This window comes from Blautia sp. HCP3S3_C12, from assembly GCF_052064155.1.
In the GTDB taxonomy this organism is placed as follows: domain Bacteria; phylum Bacillota; class Clostridia; order Lachnospirales; family Lachnospiraceae; genus Blautia_A.
Map to the genome: position 1 here is coordinate 319,587 of NZ_JBQHWC010000001.1, position 16,728 is coordinate 336,314.

Genomic DNA, 16,728 nt, shown 5'->3' on the forward strand with positions numbered 1-16,728 from the left:
AGGATATTTTTAAATAGACTAAGCAGGAGCTGCCTCAAAGGTTTTCATAATGGCAGTAATGGAGGCATGCAGATAAGGCCGGTACTGTACCAGAGGTACCGGCTGCTGATAGAGGATGCAGCTGTAACAGGAGGAGCCGACCAGTTCAATAATAGTGAAAAGAAGCAGCTCCGGATTTTTGTAGGTAACCCTGCTTTTTGAAAGCATATCCAGATAGGACTGATAGAAATGGTAGTCTTCATCTGGCATTTTTTCCTCAAAAGCACCCTTAAAGATTCCCCAGGAGAGATTCTTGGAGATGAAAAGAAGGAGAGTATGGTCTCTGTCTAATTCTGTAAGTATATAATCTACAATAAAATGTACCTGTTCTTCAAAATCACAGATATCAGTTCGAGCCAATGCTTCATGGGCATGATAAAAAAGCTCCCCTGTCTTGTGGGAGATAAGTTTATTTCGGACATCATATTTATCTTTGAAATAAAGATAGAAAGTTCCCTTGGCTACACCTGCCTGATCTACAATATCTGAAATTGTGGTTTTGGTAAGCCCTTTTGTGGTAAATAGCTCAAAAGCGGTAGTGAACAGAGCATCTTTTTTCTTTTTTTTATTCAGCTCCAGTTTTCCCATTACAGTTCCCTCTTCCATACATTCTTACTTTTTATTTTAAACAAAAATGACTGAAAGTCAATATTACATTTTTGTTCTGGAAAAATTTAGGCAAATTGTGCAGAATGATTATTGACTGACAGTCAGTTTTGGTATATAACATTCCATGAAATAAAAAATGACTGTTGGTCATAGAATGATTAAACAGTATCAATAAGAAAGAAAGAAGAGGAGAAAAGGATGATTAAGGTAGGAAAGTGGATTGCAAAACACAAAATACTGATCATTATCATTGGAATTGCATTGCTGATCCCGTCATATCTTGGTATAGCGGCCACCAGAATCAACTATGATGTATTGAGCTATCTGCCGGATACTCTGGAAACAGTAAAGGGTCAGGATATTATGGTAGATCAGTTTGGAATGGGAGCCTTCTCCATGATTGTAGTGGAGGATATGGAACTAAAGGATGTAGCGGCTTTGAAAGAAAAGATAGAGGCTGTAGATCATGTGAAAAAGGTTTTGTGGTATGATAGTGTATTAGATCTGTCGGTACCTGTGGAAATGCTCCCTAAGGATTTGAAAGAGGCTTTTTTTAACGGAGATGCAACCATGATGATTGCGTTGTTTGATAATACAACGTCGTCAGAAACTTCCATGGAGGCTGTAACACAGATCCGTAAGATTACTTCAAAGAACTGTTTTGTCAGTGGAATGACAGGTATTGTTACTGATATCAAGCAGATCGCGCTTAAGGAAATGCCGATTTACGTTGTGATCGCTTCCTGCCTTTCCCTGGTAGTACTTCTCCTTGCAATGGATTCTCTGGTAGTCCCGGTTCTGTTTTTGCTCTGCATCGGTGTGGCAGTTTTATATAACCTGGGAAGTAATATTTTCCTTGGTCAGATTTCCTACATCACTCAGGCTCTGACAGCAGTACTTCAGCTTGGTGTTACCATGGACTATTCCATTTTCCTGCTGAACAGCTATGAAGAGAATAAGAAACGCTTTGAAGGTGATAAAGAGAGAGCAATGGCACATGCCATCAATGCAACCTTCAAATCTGTAATCGGAAGTTCCATTACAACAGTTGCAGGATTTATCGCACTTTGTTTTATGACATTTGCACTTGGACGTGACATGGGTATTGTAATGGCAAAGGGTGTTGTAATTGGTGTTTTATGTTGTGTAACTTTACTTCCGGCTTTGGTACTTACCTTTGACGGAGCAATTGAGAAGACAACACATAGGCCATTGCTTCCAAGTTTTGACAAGGCATCTGCTTTTATTACAAAGCATTATAAAGTATGGCTGATCATTTTCCTGGTAATGCTTTTCCCGGCTATCCATGGAAACAATAATCTGAAAAACTACTATAATATTGATAAATCATTGCCTTCTACTCTGGATAGTAATGTGGCAAATGCAAAGCTTCAGGATACCTTTAACATGAATAATGTACATATGGTATTGCTAAAGAAGGGACTGACATCAAAAGAGAAAACAGAAATGCTTAGCCAGATCAAAGAGGTTAACGGTGTGAAATGGGCACTGGGAATGGATTCCTTCATAGGTGCTGCATTCCCGGATACCATGATTCCCGGTGATCTGAAGAAGATGCTGGAGAGTGATGAATATGAAATGGAATTTATCTGTTCTGAATATAAGACAGCAACAGATGAAGTAAATAACCAGATCGATGAGATCCAGAAGATTGTAAAAGGTTACAGCCCTGAATCCATGGTAATTGGTGAAGCACCTCTGACAAAGGATTTACAGGATGTTACAGATGTAGACTTAAAGACAGTAAATACCATTTCCATTCTGGCAATCTTTATTATTATCATGATCGTATTCAAATCCATTTCTCTTCCGGTTATCCTGGTTGCAGTTATTGAATTTGCAATCTTCGTTAATATGTCTGTTCCATATTATCAGGGAAAGGAAGTTGTATTCGTAGCAAGTATTGTTATCGGATGTATCCAGCTGGGTGCAACTGTTGACTATGCGATCCTGATGACCAGCAGATATCAGAAGGAGAGAGGCCTTGGAAAAGGCAAGAAAGAAGCCATTGCTATTGCACATAAGACTTCCATGAAGTCAATTGTGATCAGTGGATGCAGTTTCTTCGCAGCAACCTTCGGTGTTGGTCTTTATACACAGGTTGACATGATCGGAAGTATCACAAATCTGCTTTCTCGTGGCGCGGTTATCAGTACTTTAGTTGTACTTCTGGTACTGCCGGCAATGTTTATGATATTTGACCCACTTATCTGCCATACATCTATTGGATTTGCCAAGAAGAAAACAGCAGAAGAGAAGAAAAAATAAGAAACAGATCTGTAAAAGAAGCTTATTGTAAAGAGATAGAATATAAAGGAGTAATTTATTATGAACAGAAACAGAAAAAAAGCAGCAGCCGCTACTCTGGCAGCAGGAATGGCAGCAGTTTTAAGTGCAGGAACCGTGATGGCAGCAGTGCAGACAGGAAGCAGTGATGTTTCAAAGGAAGAGACAGTTTATGTAAATACAACCGCAGAGGGAGAAGTTACAGATGTAACAGTATCTGACTGGCTGAAAAATTCAGGAAAAAATTCCACTGATGTGAAGGATGCTTCAGACCTGGCAGATATTAAAAATGTGAAGGGCGATGAGACCTTTACTCAGAAAGGTGATAATCTTACCTGGAATACAGACGGCAAGGATATTTATTATCAGGGTAAAACAGATAAGGATTTGCCGGTTTCTGTAAGTATTAAATATTATATGGATGGAACTGAGATTTCTCCGGAGGAGCTGGCCGGCAGAACAGGACATCTGAAGATGGTGGTCACCTATACCAATAATTCTAAAAAGACAACTAAAATTGATGGAAAAAATACAGAGATTTATTCGCCCTTTGTTATGGTTACAGGAATGATCCTGTCCACAGATAATTTCAGTAATATTACAGTGGATAATGGAAAGGTTATTTCCGATGGAAGCAGAAATGTGGTAGTAGGCCTGGGAATGCCGGGATTGAAAGAAAGTTTGGATCTTACTTCTGATATGGCAGATAAAATTGATATTCCAGAAGGATTTACCATGGAGGCAGATGTTACAGACTGTGAAATGAGTTCTACCTTTACTGCTGCATTGACAGATATTTTCAAGGATATGGATCTGGGTGATGTGGATGGACTGGATGATCTGAAGGATTCCATGAATGATCTGAAGGATGCTGCTCTGAAGCTTGTGGATGGTTCTAAAGAACTGTATGACGGAACAGATACCTTAAATGAAAAATATAAGGAATTTGCAGATGGAATCAGCAGTCTTCAGTCTGGAGTAAATGAATTAAGTGATGGTGCCAAGACTCTGGATGACGGAGCAAAGAGTCTGGATGAAGGCGTCCAGAAAGTAGACAGTGGAGCAAAAACCTTAAGTACAGGAGCGAAATCCCTGAACAGCGGCGTATCCTCCTATACCTCAGGAGCGGATACTCTTTCAGCAGGAATCAGACAATATACAGCAGGTGTAAATACACTGGACAGTAAAATGGAAGAATATCAGGCGGGAATGAAATCCCTGAGCGACGGTGTAAATGCGTATGTTGCAGGAGGCAATCAGCTTGCAGGAGGTGTGCAGAATTACGTTAATGGAGCTACCACACTGACAGACGGAATGAAACAGTATATTGCCGGAGCCAGCCAGCTGGCAGGAGGTGTGAGCCAGTATGCAGGAGGAATCAAGAGTCTGGTTGAGGGAATGGGTCAGATGGTTCCCGGGATTGATACAGCAGTAAAGGGAATACAGTCTGCAGCAGAGAAAATGACAGCCCTTTCTTCACAGATTGATCCTGATATGATCAAGAATTTTGGACAGAATGTAACACAGTATACAGATGGTGTATCTGCATATACAGAAAAGGTACAGGAATATATAGACAGTGTGGAACAGCTGGCAGCAGGTTTATCCTCATTGGAAAGCTCATTGAATACGCTGGCATCCTCTCAGACGTCTTCCATTCAGCAGGGAACAAATGCCATGTCCGCACAGCTGGACAACAGTGCGGATACTATGAACAGCCAGGCTGACGAAATCGAATCCTGGATCAGTAATGCTTCTGAGGTTTCAGTGGATGCTTCTTCTGTGGAAGCAGGTATCAGCTCTGTGAATGGAAGTCTGGAGGCAGCAGAAGCTGCACTGAACAATATTGATTACAGTAACATGGATGAGGAAACTGCAGCAGCAGTGGCATCTGCAGTAAACAGTGCACTGGGTTCTGTACAGGCAGCAGAGGCTACTGCCTCAGGAATTGATACTTCTACGATTACAGCATCAGCACCGGATACTTCAGCACTGCAGGCGGCAGCATCAGCACTGAGAAGCTCTGCACAGACAGCATCAGCAACTGCAGAAACCCAGGAAGAAGCTGTTAATTCAAGTGTAGAGACCCTTCAAAAACAGCTGGAGCTTCTGAGCTCCGGAATGCAGAATGTAAAAACAGCGGTAGACACGCTGAATGCAGGAGCACAGACATTGACAGCAAATGATGAAGCATTGAAGAGTAGCGGAGCACAGCTTTCCGGACTTGGAACACAGCTTTCCCAGGGTGTGAATGGAATGAGCACCTTATTTACCCAGATGGAGGAACAGCTTCCGGTTATGCTTGAGGGAGTAAAACAGCTGCAGGCCGGTTCTGATCAGCTGACAACAGCCAACACAAAGCTTCAGAACGGTTATGAAAGCCTGGCAAAGGCAAGCACTGAACAGATGATCTCAGGAGCAGATACACTTCTGAAGTCAGGTCAGACCCTTACAGATGGTATTACAACTTTGCAGGGCAAAAATAATGCCAATGCCAATGCTTTGCTGAAGGGAGCTAAGACTCTTAAAGATGCCAGAAAGACTTTGACAAGCGGTATCTCTCAGATCAGTTCTGCTACCGGACAGCTGGTAAGTGGCGTAGGAACACTTGCTTCCAACAGCGGAGCTCTTACCAGTGGAGCTTCCCAGCTTTCTGCAAACAGCTCTTCATTAAACAGCGGAGCCTCCCAGCTTGCAAGCGGGGCAGATACTCTTGCAAATGGAACAGGTACCCTTGCAAGCGGAACCAAGACTTTAAAGAGTGGAACCAGCAGTCTGGTTTCCGGAGTGGGTACACTGAAGGATGGTGCTGATAAGCTGGCTGATGGAAGTGATCAGTTAAAGGATGGAATCAGTGATCTGAAGGACGGAGCAAAAGAACTGTATGATGGCCAGGAGAAATTCTATAAAGAAGGAATTGAAAAACTGGATGAGACAGTCACCGACGATCTGCAGAAGATTTTGGATCGTTTTGAGGCAATCCAGTCTGATGATGTTATGTATACAACCTTTACAGACAAAGCTTCTGATATGGACGGAAATGTGAAATTTATTTTTGAGACAGATCCGGTGGAAATTTCAGACGAAGATTAAATGTTATTATGGTAATTCATTGCGTCTGCGGAAACTTTCTGCTATAATACGAAAAAGATAAAAGGTTATCATAAGATGAATGGTAACAAGCGATATAATGAAGGTGATTCCATGCAGAAAACAAAAACGCGGAAGCAGAGCGGGATTTCCGGTGCAAAAGCAGGCAGATCCATACAGCATGCCAGGGCAGATTATTACGATTACAGTCTGGTGGCAGTCATAGTGCTTCTGATCTGCTTTGGACTGGTTATGCTGTACAGTACCAGTTCCTATATGGCGGAAGTGAAATATGGAAATGATATGTTTTATTTTAAAAAACAGGCAGCGATCAGTGTAGCGTGTATTGTGATGGCTCTGATCATTTCCAGAATTGATTATCATATTTTATATTATTTTACTACAATTTTATATGTAGCAGCATTTGGACTTATGCTTCTGGTAAAAACCCCTCTGGGAACTGCTGCCAATGGTGCCCAGAGGTGGCTGCAGATCGGACCGATCCAGTTTCAGCCATCAGAGATTGCAAAAGTGGCAGTCATCGTGTGTCTGCCCTACATGATCATCAAAATGGGACGCAGGATCAAAACTCTGAAAGCATGTATGGTTCTGTTGGGCGTGGGTGGTCTGCTTGCGTTTGGGGCTTACCAGTTTACAGATAACCTGAGTACAGCAATTATTATCTTTGCGATTACGGTTGGCCTGATCTTTGTGGCACATCCGGATACAAAAATATTTTTTATTCTGGGAGGGGCAGGAATTGCCGGGATTGCAGCTTTGGTCATGTTTTTGAATGCCACAGTCAGCGTAGACGGAGATATCAGCTTCCGTCTTCGTCGTATTATGGTATGGCTGCACCCGGAGGATTTTGCAGATACCTGGGGCTATCAGACAATACAGGCTCTGTATGCCATTGGTTCCGGAGGCTTTTTTGGCAGAGGGCTGGGCAACAGTATCCAGAAGCTTGGAAGTGTGCCGGAAGCACAGAATGATATGATTTTTTCTATTATCTGTGAGGAACTGGGGATTTTCGGCGGGATCATTGTGTTGCTTTTATATGCTTATCTTTTGTACAGATTATTTTTTATTGCGCAGAATGCACCGGATATGTTTGGGTCTCTGATGGTCAGCGGTATTTTTATCCACATTGCACTGCAGGTTATCCTGAATATTGCGGTTGTGGTAAACCTGATGCCGAACACAGGAGTTACGCTGCCATTTATCAGCTATGGAGGTACATCCATTGTATTCCTTATGGCAGAAATGGGACTTGCGCTCAGTGTGGCACGGCAGATTAAATTTAAGGATTCCTGACAATAATAAGATAACAAAAATAGTGCTTGACAAATGGAATAGGAGCATATATACTTTGAACATCAAAGTAATTATGAAATAAAACATCCGGCAGAGAGATAATAACCGAATCATACTGCAGGACTTAATTAAAGGAGAAAAAAGCAATGTTAGAAAAAATGAGCAAAATGATCGCAGAGCAGTTAAATTGTGATGCATCCGAGATTACTTCTGAGACTTCTTTTAAAGATGACCTGGGAGCAGATTCTCTTGATCTGTTTGAACTGGTTATGGCTCTTGAGGACGAATATAATGTTGAGATCCCGGCAGAGGAGCTTACAGATCTGACAACTGTTGGTGCAGTTATAGATTACCTTAAAAACAAAGGTGTAGAAGCATAATAAAGTGAAGCAGAACTCCTTGGAGACCTGGCTGTTACCAGGCTCCGGGGAGAATTTTTTAAATATATATTTTGATATACAAAATATTTAATTATAAAACTAATGGAATATCAGGGGAAAATATTTTTTGCCCTGAACTTGTAATATATAACTGATAAGAGTGGAGAAAGATGAGGAAATAATATATGTCCAAGATTGCATTTGTTTTCCCTGGACAGGGTGCCCAATATACCGGAATGGCGAAGGATTTTTATGAAAGTTTTCCGGTAAGCCGTCAGGTTTTCCAGACAGCGTCTGAAGCCAGCGGACTGGATGCCAGGGCTTTATGTTTTGAAGAAGAGGACAGATTAAATATTACAGAATATACACAGATTGCCATGCTTACTGCGGAAATTGCCATGCTCCGTGCGCTGGAGGAAACAGGAATCCATTCTCAGGTAAACGCAGGACTGAGCCTGGGAGAATATGGAGCACTGATTGCTTCCGGTGTGATGAAGGAGAAGGATGCTTTTGAGGTGGTAAGAAAAAGAGGCATCTATATGCAGGTGGCTTATCCCACAGGTGGTGCCATGTCAGCAGTTCTGGGAACAGATGCAGGGCTGATCGAGAAGGTATGCGAAGAGACAGAAGGTATTGTTTCTGTTGCCAATTATAACTGTCCGGGACAGATCGTGATCACAGGAGAGGAAAAGGCAGTTTCTGCTGCAGGAGAAGCTTTGAAAGAAGCAGGAGCCAGAAGAGTGATCCCGCTGAAGGTCAGTGGTCCTTTTCATTGTGAATTGCTGAAGGGCGCAGGTGAGAAGCTTGGACAGGCACTGGAAGCAGTGGAGCTGCAGCCATTTTCCATACCATATGTCACTAATGTTACTGCAGGATATGTAACAAAACCTGATTCAGTAAAAGAACTTCTGGTAAGGCAGGTGTTCTCTTCTGTACGTTGGCAGCAGTGTGTGGAAGCTATGATCCGTGACGGGGTGGATACCTTTGTGGAAATCGGACCCGGAAAAACACTTACAGGTTTCCTGAAAAAAATCGACAGAAGTGTGAAAGCTCTTCATGTGGAAAAGGCAGAGGATCTGGAAACGGTCAGAAAGGAGTGTCTGTAAATGCTGGAAAATAAAGTAGCTCTGATCACAGGGGCAGGAAGAGGAATCGGCAGAGCCATTGCTGTGGCCCTGGCAAAAGAAGGAGCACAGGTAATTATCAATTATAATGGCTCAGAAAAAAAAGCCTTAGAGGTAAAACAACTGATTGAAGAACAGGGTGGAAAAGCTGTTACCTGCCAATGCGATGTCAGTGATTTTACAGCCTGCGAGAAAATGATCAGGGATGTGGTAGCTGAGTTTGGACATTTGGATATTCTGGTGAATAATGCCGGGATCACAAGAGATGGGCTGATTATGAAAATGAAGGAAGAGGATTTTGATGCTGTATTAAATATCAACCTGAAGGGAACCTTCAATACGATCCGTCACAGCGCAAGACAGATGCTGAAGCAGCGTAGTGGTAAAATTATCAATATTTCTTCTGTGTCCGGTATTCTGGGAAATCCAGGACAGGCCAATTATGCAGCATCCAAGGCTGGCGTGATCGGTCTCACGAAGACTATGGCCAGAGAGCTGGGAAGCAGAGGAATTACTGTAAATGCCATTGCACCGGGCTTCGTGGATACAGAGATGACAGAGGTTCTGGGAGACAGCGTGAAAGAAGCGGCCTGCAGACAGATTATCCTGGGACGGTTTGGAAAACCGGAGGATATTGCCAATACAGCAGTATTTCTGGCATCTGAGAAAGCAGATTATATTACAGGTCAGGTCATCAGTGTGGATGGCGGTATGAACGTATAAAGGAGAAGAAAATGAGAAGAGTAGTGATCACAGGTATGGGAGCTATCACTCCTGTAGGTCTTAGTGTAGAAGAATTCTGGAACAGCGTAAAAGAGGGCAGAACAAACTTCGCAGAAGTAACCCGCTTTGACACGACAAAATACAGAGCACATATGGCAGCAGAAATCAACAATTTCAATCCAAAAGATTACATGGATTTTAAATCTGCCAAACGTATGGAACTTTTCAGCCAATATGCAGTGGCTGCAGCAAAAGAAGCCATCGAGCAGTCCGGTCTTGATATGACAAAAGAAGATCCCTTCCGTGTGGGATGCAGCGTGGGAAGCGGTATCGGAAGCATGCAGGTAGTAGAGAAATCCTGCGAGATTCTGAATACAAAGGGTCCGGGCAGATTGAATCCTCTTATGATTCCACTGCTGATCTCCAATATGGCATCTGGAAACGTATCCATTCAGTTCGGACTCCGCGGAAAGAATATCAACGTTGTAACAGCCTGCGCAACAGGAACTCACAGTATCGGTGAAGCATACCGTACTATCCAGTGGTCTGATGCAGACGTAATGGTAGCAGGGGGAACAGAGGCTGCCATCACACCAACAGGCTTTGGCGGTTTCGCAGCCCTGACAGCTCTCACATCCTCTACAGATCCAAAGAGATGTTCTATTCCTTTTGACAAAGAAAGAAGCGGCTTTGTTATGGGTGAGGGTGCAGGTGTTGTAGTTCTGGAAGAACTGGAACATGCCAAAGCCCGCGGTGCGAAGATTCTTGCTGAGGTTGTAGGCTATGGCGCAACAGGAGATGCATTCCACATCACATCCCCTGCAGAAGACGGTTCCGGTGCTGCCAAAGCCATGGAGCTTGCTGTAAAAGAAGCAGGTATATCTACAGATGATGTATGGTATGTAAATGCCCATGGTACAAGTACACACCACAACGACTTATTTGAAACTATTGCCATTAAGAAAACATTCGGTGAGCATGCAAAAGAAATGAAAGTAAATTCTACTAAATCCGTCACAGGACATCTTCTGGGAGCTGCCGGTGCAGTAGAAGTGATCACCTGTGTCAAAGAACTTCAGGAAGGACTGATCCATCAGACAGTGGGCTATCAGGTACCGGACGAACAGTGCGACCTGGATTATGTAGGAAACGGCCCGGTTAAGATGGATATTAAATATGCATTGTCAAATTCACTTGGATTTGGCGGACATAATGCTTCCCTACTTATTAAAAAATACGAAGACTGATTTTACAGAAACATAATGAATACAGATCCGGCGGAGGGTGAAAGATCAGATATCTGGCTGGATCAGACAGCCTGAATCTCTGATTGGTTCAGGCAGGAGGACATAAATGGAATTATCAAATATAATAGAACTGATCCACGCAGTCAGTGATTCAAATCTGACACAATTTAATCTGCAGGACGGAAACTTAAATATCTCCATGTCAGCAGAGAAAACAATCGTACAGCAGGCGGCAGCAAATACAGATGCTGCATTGTCAGTTCAGTATCAGCCGGTGATGCAGCCGGCAGCGCAATCTGCAGTGCAGAATCAGATAACTGGTCAGGCAACCGGAACAGAAACTTTTACAGGAAATGTAGTGAAATCTCCTCTTGTAGGAACCTACTATGCAGCTTCATCTCCTGACAGTGCCCCGTTCGTGAAAGTGGGAGACAAAGTAAGCAAAGGCCAGGTTCTTGGCATTGTTGAAGCAATGAAGCTGATGAATGAGATCGAGTCAGAATTTGACGGTACTGTCAAAGAAATTCTGGTAGAAAATGAACAGATGGTAGAGTTTGGACAGCCAATGTTTGTGATAGAATAGAGAAAAAAGATAAGGAGGCATTTACAATGAAGCTTACAACAAAAGAAATTATGGAAATTATTCCTCACAGACACCCGTTCCTCCTGATCGATACAATCGAAGATCTGGTTCCGGGTGTAAAAGCAACAGGAAAGAAATGTATTACTTACAATGAACCACAGTTTGCAGGACATTTTCCGCAGGAACCAATCATGCCCGGAGTCCTGATCATTGAAGCACTTGCTCAGACTGGCGCAGTTGCAATCCTGAGCAAACCGGAGAATAAGGGGAAAATTGCATATTTTGCATCTATCAGTAATGCAAAATTTAAGAACAAAGTAGTTCCGGGTGATACTCTTACACTTGAAGTAGAGATCATCAAGGAAAAAGGCCCAATGGGAGTTGGAAGAGCAAAAGCTACAAATCAGGACGGCAAAGTAGCAGTGATCGCAGAACTGACCTTTGCAGTAGGAGCATAACAAATGTTTGGAAAAATTTTGATTGCCAACCGTGGAGAGATTGCAGTGCGCATTATCCGTGCATGCCGTGAAATGGGAATCCGCACAGTTGCTGTATATTCAGAAGCAGACAGAGATGCCTTGCATACTCAGCTTGCAGATGAAGCAGTCTGCATTGGCAAAGCACACTCTACAGACAGTTATCTGAATATGGAGCGAATCTTAAGCGCAACTATTGCTACAAAGGCAGAAGCTATCCATCCGGGCTTCGGATTTCTTTCAGAGAACAGCCGATTTGTGGAAATGTGTGAAAAATGCAATGTAGCATTTATCGGTCCATCAGCAGAGGTTATTTCCAGAATGGGAAATAAATCAGAGGCAAAAAATACTATGCGCAGAGCTCAGGTCCCGGTGGTACCAGGCACAAAAGAGCCGATTTACACAGTGGCAGAAGCACAGGAAGCAGTGAAAGAAATCGGCTTTCCGGTTATGATCAAGGCTTCTGCAGGTGGCGGTGGAAAAGGAATGCGCGTAGCACGTAATGAGCAGGAATTTGCCAAATTATTTGAAACAGCACAACAGGAATCTATCCATTCTTTCTCTGACAATACCATGTATCTGGAACGATTTGTGGAAAATCCAAGACATGTAGAGGTACAGATTCTTGCAGATAAATACGGAAATGTGATTCATCTGGGAGAGCGTGACTGTTCTGTTCAGAGACGCCACCAGAAAATGATCGAAGAATCTCCCTGTATCGCAATTGCAGACAAACTGCGAAAGAGAATGGGAGAAACCGCAGTCCGTGCAGCAAAGGCAGCAGGCTATGAAAGTGCAGGAACCATAGAGTTCCTTCTGGATCAGTCAGGAGAATTCTATTTTATGGAAATGAATACCAGGATCCAGGTAGAACATCCTGTGACAGAATTTGTGTCTGGTGTAGACCTGATTAAAGAGCAGATCCGTATTGCGGCAGGTGAACCCTTAAGTGTTCAGCAGAAAGACATAGAAATCTGCGGTCACGCCATGGAATGTAGAATCAATGCAGAAGACCCTGAGAGACATTTCATGCCATGTCCCGGCAGGATTACAGATCTGCATCTGCCAGGCGGAAACGGAATCCGTGTGGATACAGCAGTTTATAATGACTATGCAATCCCTCCATACTATGATTCCATGATCGCAAAGATCATAGTTTATGACAAAGACCGCCGCAGTGCTATTCGGAAAATGATCAGTGCACTGGGAGAAGTTGCAATTGAAGGGGTAAAGACCAACGTAGATTTTCTGTACGAACTTCTGAACCAGCCAGATTTCCAGGAGGGGAATATTACCACAGATTTCATTCCGCAGCATTATCCGGATCTGTAAAAGAAAATATGGTGCAATTATAAAATTAGTTTGATTAATAGTTATTAATGTTATTTTGCTGTCCGAAAGCAACATTAAATTGGGTTACATAAAGGAGCAGGATTTTAATGGCAGACTTGAAGAGATTTTTTAAGAAAACAGTTTCAGAAGAGCGGAACAAACAGACCGCATCTGTTTCCGTACCTGAGGGTTTATGGATCAAATGTCCAAAGTGCGGAGAAATGGTTTACAGAGAAGACGTAATATCCAACACCTATGTGTGCCCGAAATGCGGAGGATATTTCAGGATCAGTGCAAAACGCCGCATCAAAATGATTGTAGATAAGGGAAGCTTTAAAGAGTGGTTCACAGGAATTGATAACAGTAATCCCCTGGATTATCCGGACTATCCACAGAAAATAGAAAATCTGAAAGAGAAAACCAAAATGGATGAGGCCATCCTTATTGGAGAAGCCACAATTAGTGGTATGCGCACCGTACTCGGAGTAATGGACGCCAGATTTCTGATGGCATCCATGGGTTATGTAGTAGGAGAAAAAATCGCCCGTTCATTCGAAGAAGCTACACGACAGAGTCTTCCGGTCATCCTGTTCTGCTGTTCCGGCGGTGCTAGAATGCAGGAGGGAATCGTATCACTGATGCAGATGGCAAAAACCTCCGCAGCCATCAAACGTCATTCCGAAGCAGGGCTTCTCTACACATCTGTGCTTACAGACCCGACAACCGGTGGCGTCACTGCAAGCTTCGCTATTCTTGGAGACATTATCCTTGCAGAACCAGGCTCCCTGATCGGATTTGCCGGCCCGAGAGTCATTGAACAGACTATAGGCCAGAAATTGCCGGAGGGCTTCCAGAGACCGGAGTTTCTTCTGGAACATGGTTTTCTCGACGGAATTGTTGAACGAGGCTCTATGCGGGATGTTCTTTCTCTGATTCTGAAACTGCACAACACCAGAGAATGTTACGGAAATTTTCCTCAGGAAATACCTGCCAGATCTTTCGATACTTTTGGAAAAAAGAAAAAACAGAAGAAACCCAAGAACCTTACTGCCTGGGACAGAGTCCAGATTGCCAGAAGCAGTGACCGTCCGTCAGCAGCGGAATATATTGATGCTATTTTTGATGATTTCATGGAATTTCATGGTGACAGAGGTGTCAGAGACGACAATGCCATCATCGGCGGCATCGCTACACTGGATGGACAGCCTGTTACAGTGATAGGAATCCGTAAAGGGCATACTACAAAAGAAAACATCAGATGCAACTTCGGAATGCCATCACCGGAAGGGTACAAAAAGGCTCTTCGCCTGATGAAACAGGCAGAGAAATTTGGGCGCGCAGTCATCGCATTTGTAGACACTCCGGGAGCATTTTGCGGACTGGAAGCAGAAGAACGGGGACAGGGCGAAGCCATTGCAAGGAATCTCCTGGAAATGTCTGATCTGAAGGTGCCGGTTCTTTCTGTTGTAATTGGTGAAGGCGGAAGTGGCGGTGCACTTGCACTGGCAGTTGGCAATGAAGTCTGGATGATGGAAAATGCAACTTACACCATCCTCTCACCGGAGGGATTCGCATCTATTCTCTGGAAAGACAGCAGGAAGGCACCGGAAGCTGCGGAGGTCATGAAAATAACAGCGGCGCATTTGAAAGAACTGGGGATCATTGAACGGATTATACCGGAGGAATATCCGGCAAGTGAAGAAAACTTATCTGAAATTGCAGAATATATGAAGATCAGAATGAAGCAGTTTCTGGTGAAACAAGCTGGTAAAAGTGGAGAACAGATTGCGCAGGAACGGTATGAGAGGTTTCGTAAGATGTAGCACTCAAAAAGGGATGCGCAGAAAAATATTTTATTGGGAGTGCGGTTTGTTGCATGTTGTCATGCGTCCCTTTCCACAACAAACTTTTTTAAAATTTCCTCCATCCCGACTTGAAATAAGAAAGCCTCTGACGTATAATAAACCCGAAAGTAGAAAGGCGCTGCTTTTAAGCAGGGTCTTTTTTTACAGATTTTGAATATATGAAAAATTCAGGAGTGAAAAAAGTTATGACCAAGATCAGAACAAGATTTGCACCAAGCCCTACAGGCAGAATGCATGTTGGAAATTTAAGAACAGCATTATATGCATACCTTATTACAAAACATGAAGGCGGAGATTTCATCCTCCGTATTGAAGATACAGACCAGGAACGTTACGTAGAAGGTGCTGTAGATATTATCTACCGTACCCTTGCAAAAACAGGACTTCTCCATGATGAAGGCCCGGACAAGGACAAAGGCTTTGGACCGTATGTACAGAGTGAACGTCAGGCACAGGGAATCTACCTGAAGTATGCACAGCAGTTAGTAGAACAGGGTGATGCATACTACTGCTTCTGCCAGAAGGAAGAACTGGAAGGTATGAAACGTGTTGTGGCAGGAAAAGAGATTTCTATCTATGACAAACGTTGTCTGAAACTTTCTAAAGAAGAAGTACAGCGTCGTCTTGATGCGGGAGAACCACACGTAATCCGTTTTAACATGCCGACAGAGGGAACTACAACATTCCATGATGTGATTTACGGAGATATTACAGTAAACAACGAGGAACTGGAAGATCTGATCCTGATCAAATCTGACGGATATCCAACTTACAACTTTGCAAACGTAATCGATGACCATTTAATGGAGATCACACACGTAGTAAGAGGTAACGAGTATCTTTCCTCAGCCCCGAAATACAACCGTATCTACGAAGCTTTCGGATGGGATATCCCGGTTTATGTGCACTGTCCGCTGATTACAGATGAGACACACCAGAAGCTTTCCAAGCGTTGTGGACATTCTTCCTATGAAGACCTGCTTGATCAGGGATTTGTTTCAGAAGCGATTATCAATTATGTGGCACTTCTCGGATGGAGTCCTGCTGACAACAGAGAGATCTTTACACTGGATGAACTGGTACAGGCATTTGATTATCATCATATCAACAAATCTCCGGCAGTATTTGATATTGCGAAACTTCGTTGGATGAATGGTGAGTATATCAAGAAAATGGATGCGGATGAATTCTATGAGAGAGCGCTTCCATATATGAAAGAAGTTCTGAAGAAAGATTACAACTTCAAGAAGATTGCAGGAATGGTACAGACCAGAATCGAAACATTCCCTGACATCCCGGCTCTGATCGACTTCTTTGAGGAAGTACCGGAATATGATTCTGCTATGTATTGCCATAAGAAAATGAAAACAAACGAAGAAACTTCTCTTGCAGTGTTAAAAGAAGTACTTCCGGTTCTGGAAGAACAGGAAGATTATACAAATGATCCGTTATTTGAAACATTAAGTGCATTTGTAAAAGAGCATGGTTATAAGAACGGATATGTAATGTGGCCTCTGCGTACTGCTGTTTCCGGCAAGCAGATGACGCCGGCCGGTGCTACTGAGATCATGGAGATCATCGGTAAAGACGAGACAATCAAACGAGTAAAGGCAGCTATTGAGAAATTAAGCAAATAAAT

13 protein-coding genes are annotated in these 16,728 nt (G+C 43.1%); 12 read left to right on the forward strand and 1 reads right to left on the reverse strand.

The annotated features are described in order from the left end of the window. Positions 1 to 18: 18 nt before the first annotated feature. Positions 19 to 627, reverse strand: a complete 609-nt coding sequence (locus ACTNDS_RS01670; RefSeq protein WP_441032936.1) for a TetR/AcrR family transcriptional regulator — start codon at positions 625 to 627, stop codon at positions 19 to 21. Positions 628 to 846: 219 nt separating this feature from the next. On the opposite strand from ACTNDS_RS01670, the gene ACTNDS_RS01675 reads away from it, so the two are divergent. The 12 genes from ACTNDS_RS01675 to gltX all read left to right on the forward strand — a co-directional run bounded on the left by ACTNDS_RS01675 (position 847) and on the right by gltX (position 16,726). Continuing rightward, a complete protein-coding gene (locus ACTNDS_RS01675) occupies positions 847 to 2,937 on the forward strand; it encodes an efflux RND transporter permease subunit (RefSeq protein WP_441032938.1) in 2,091 nt (696 codons plus the stop codon). Positions 2,938 to 2,997: 60 nt separating this feature from the next. Then, positions 2,998 to 6,048, forward strand: coding sequence for a hypothetical protein (locus ACTNDS_RS01680; protein WP_441032941.1), 3,051 nt, complete (start codon positions 2,998 to 3,000; stop codon positions 6,046 to 6,048). A gap of 75 nt (positions 6,049 to 6,123) precedes the next feature. Beyond that, positions 6,124 to 7,359, forward strand: coding sequence for an FtsW/RodA/SpoVE family cell cycle protein (locus ACTNDS_RS01685; RefSeq protein ID WP_441032944.1), 1,236 nt, complete (start codon positions 6,124 to 6,126; stop codon positions 7,357 to 7,359). A 146-nt stretch (positions 7,360 to 7,505) separates the two neighbouring features. Beyond that, the gene (gene acpP / locus ACTNDS_RS01690) at positions 7,506 to 7,739 is read left to right on the forward strand and encodes an acyl carrier protein (protein ID WP_173743241.1); all 234 of its coding nucleotides are present in this window, start codon (positions 7,506 to 7,508) and stop codon (positions 7,737 to 7,739) included. A gap of 185 nt (positions 7,740 to 7,924) precedes the next feature. Further along, on the forward strand, positions 7,925 to 8,845 hold the full coding sequence (gene fabD / locus ACTNDS_RS01695; protein ID WP_441032947.1) for an ACP S-malonyltransferase: 921 nt from the start codon (positions 7,925 to 7,927) through the stop codon (positions 8,843 to 8,845). Then, positions 8,846 to 9,586, forward strand: coding sequence for a 3-oxoacyl-[acyl-carrier-protein] reductase (gene fabG, locus ACTNDS_RS01700; RefSeq protein ID WP_019162352.1), 741 nt, complete (start codon positions 8,846 to 8,848; stop codon positions 9,584 to 9,586). A gap of 11 nt (positions 9,587 to 9,597) precedes the next feature. Beyond that, entirely contained in the window at positions 9,598 to 10,833 is a 1,236-nt protein-coding gene (gene fabF, locus ACTNDS_RS01705; protein ID WP_173743239.1) for a beta-ketoacyl-ACP synthase II, read from the forward strand. Between the two features lie 106 nt (positions 10,834 to 10,939). Continuing rightward, positions 10,940 to 11,416 carry an acetyl-CoA carboxylase biotin carboxyl carrier protein gene (gene accB / locus ACTNDS_RS01710; RefSeq protein WP_441032951.1) on the forward strand — a complete coding sequence of 159 codons (477 nt, stop codon included), beginning with the start codon at positions 10,940 to 10,942 and terminating at the stop codon, positions 11,414 to 11,416. Between the two features lie 26 nt (positions 11,417 to 11,442). Continuing rightward, the gene (gene fabZ, locus ACTNDS_RS01715) at positions 11,443 to 11,874 is read left to right on the forward strand and encodes a 3-hydroxyacyl-ACP dehydratase FabZ (protein ID WP_441032954.1); all 432 of its coding nucleotides are present in this window, start codon (positions 11,443 to 11,445) and stop codon (positions 11,872 to 11,874) included. Between the two features lie 3 nt (positions 11,875 to 11,877). After that, complete coding sequence (locus ACTNDS_RS01720) at positions 11,878 to 13,224, forward strand: acetyl-CoA carboxylase biotin carboxylase subunit (RefSeq protein WP_441032957.1); 1,347 nt, start codon at positions 11,878 to 11,880, stop codon at positions 13,222 to 13,224. A 107-nt stretch (positions 13,225 to 13,331) separates the two neighbouring features. Further along, entirely contained in the window at positions 13,332 to 15,047 is a 1,716-nt protein-coding gene (locus ACTNDS_RS01725) for an acetyl-CoA carboxylase carboxyltransferase subunit alpha (protein ID WP_441032960.1), read from the forward strand. 227 nt (positions 15,048 to 15,274) lie between these two features. Continuing rightward, positions 15,275 to 16,726 (forward strand): glutamate--tRNA ligase, encoded by a 1,452-nt coding sequence (gene gltX / locus ACTNDS_RS01730; protein ID WP_441032962.1) that lies wholly within the window; start codon positions 15,275 to 15,277, stop codon positions 16,724 to 16,726. Positions 16,727 to 16,728: the final 2 nt, after the last annotated feature.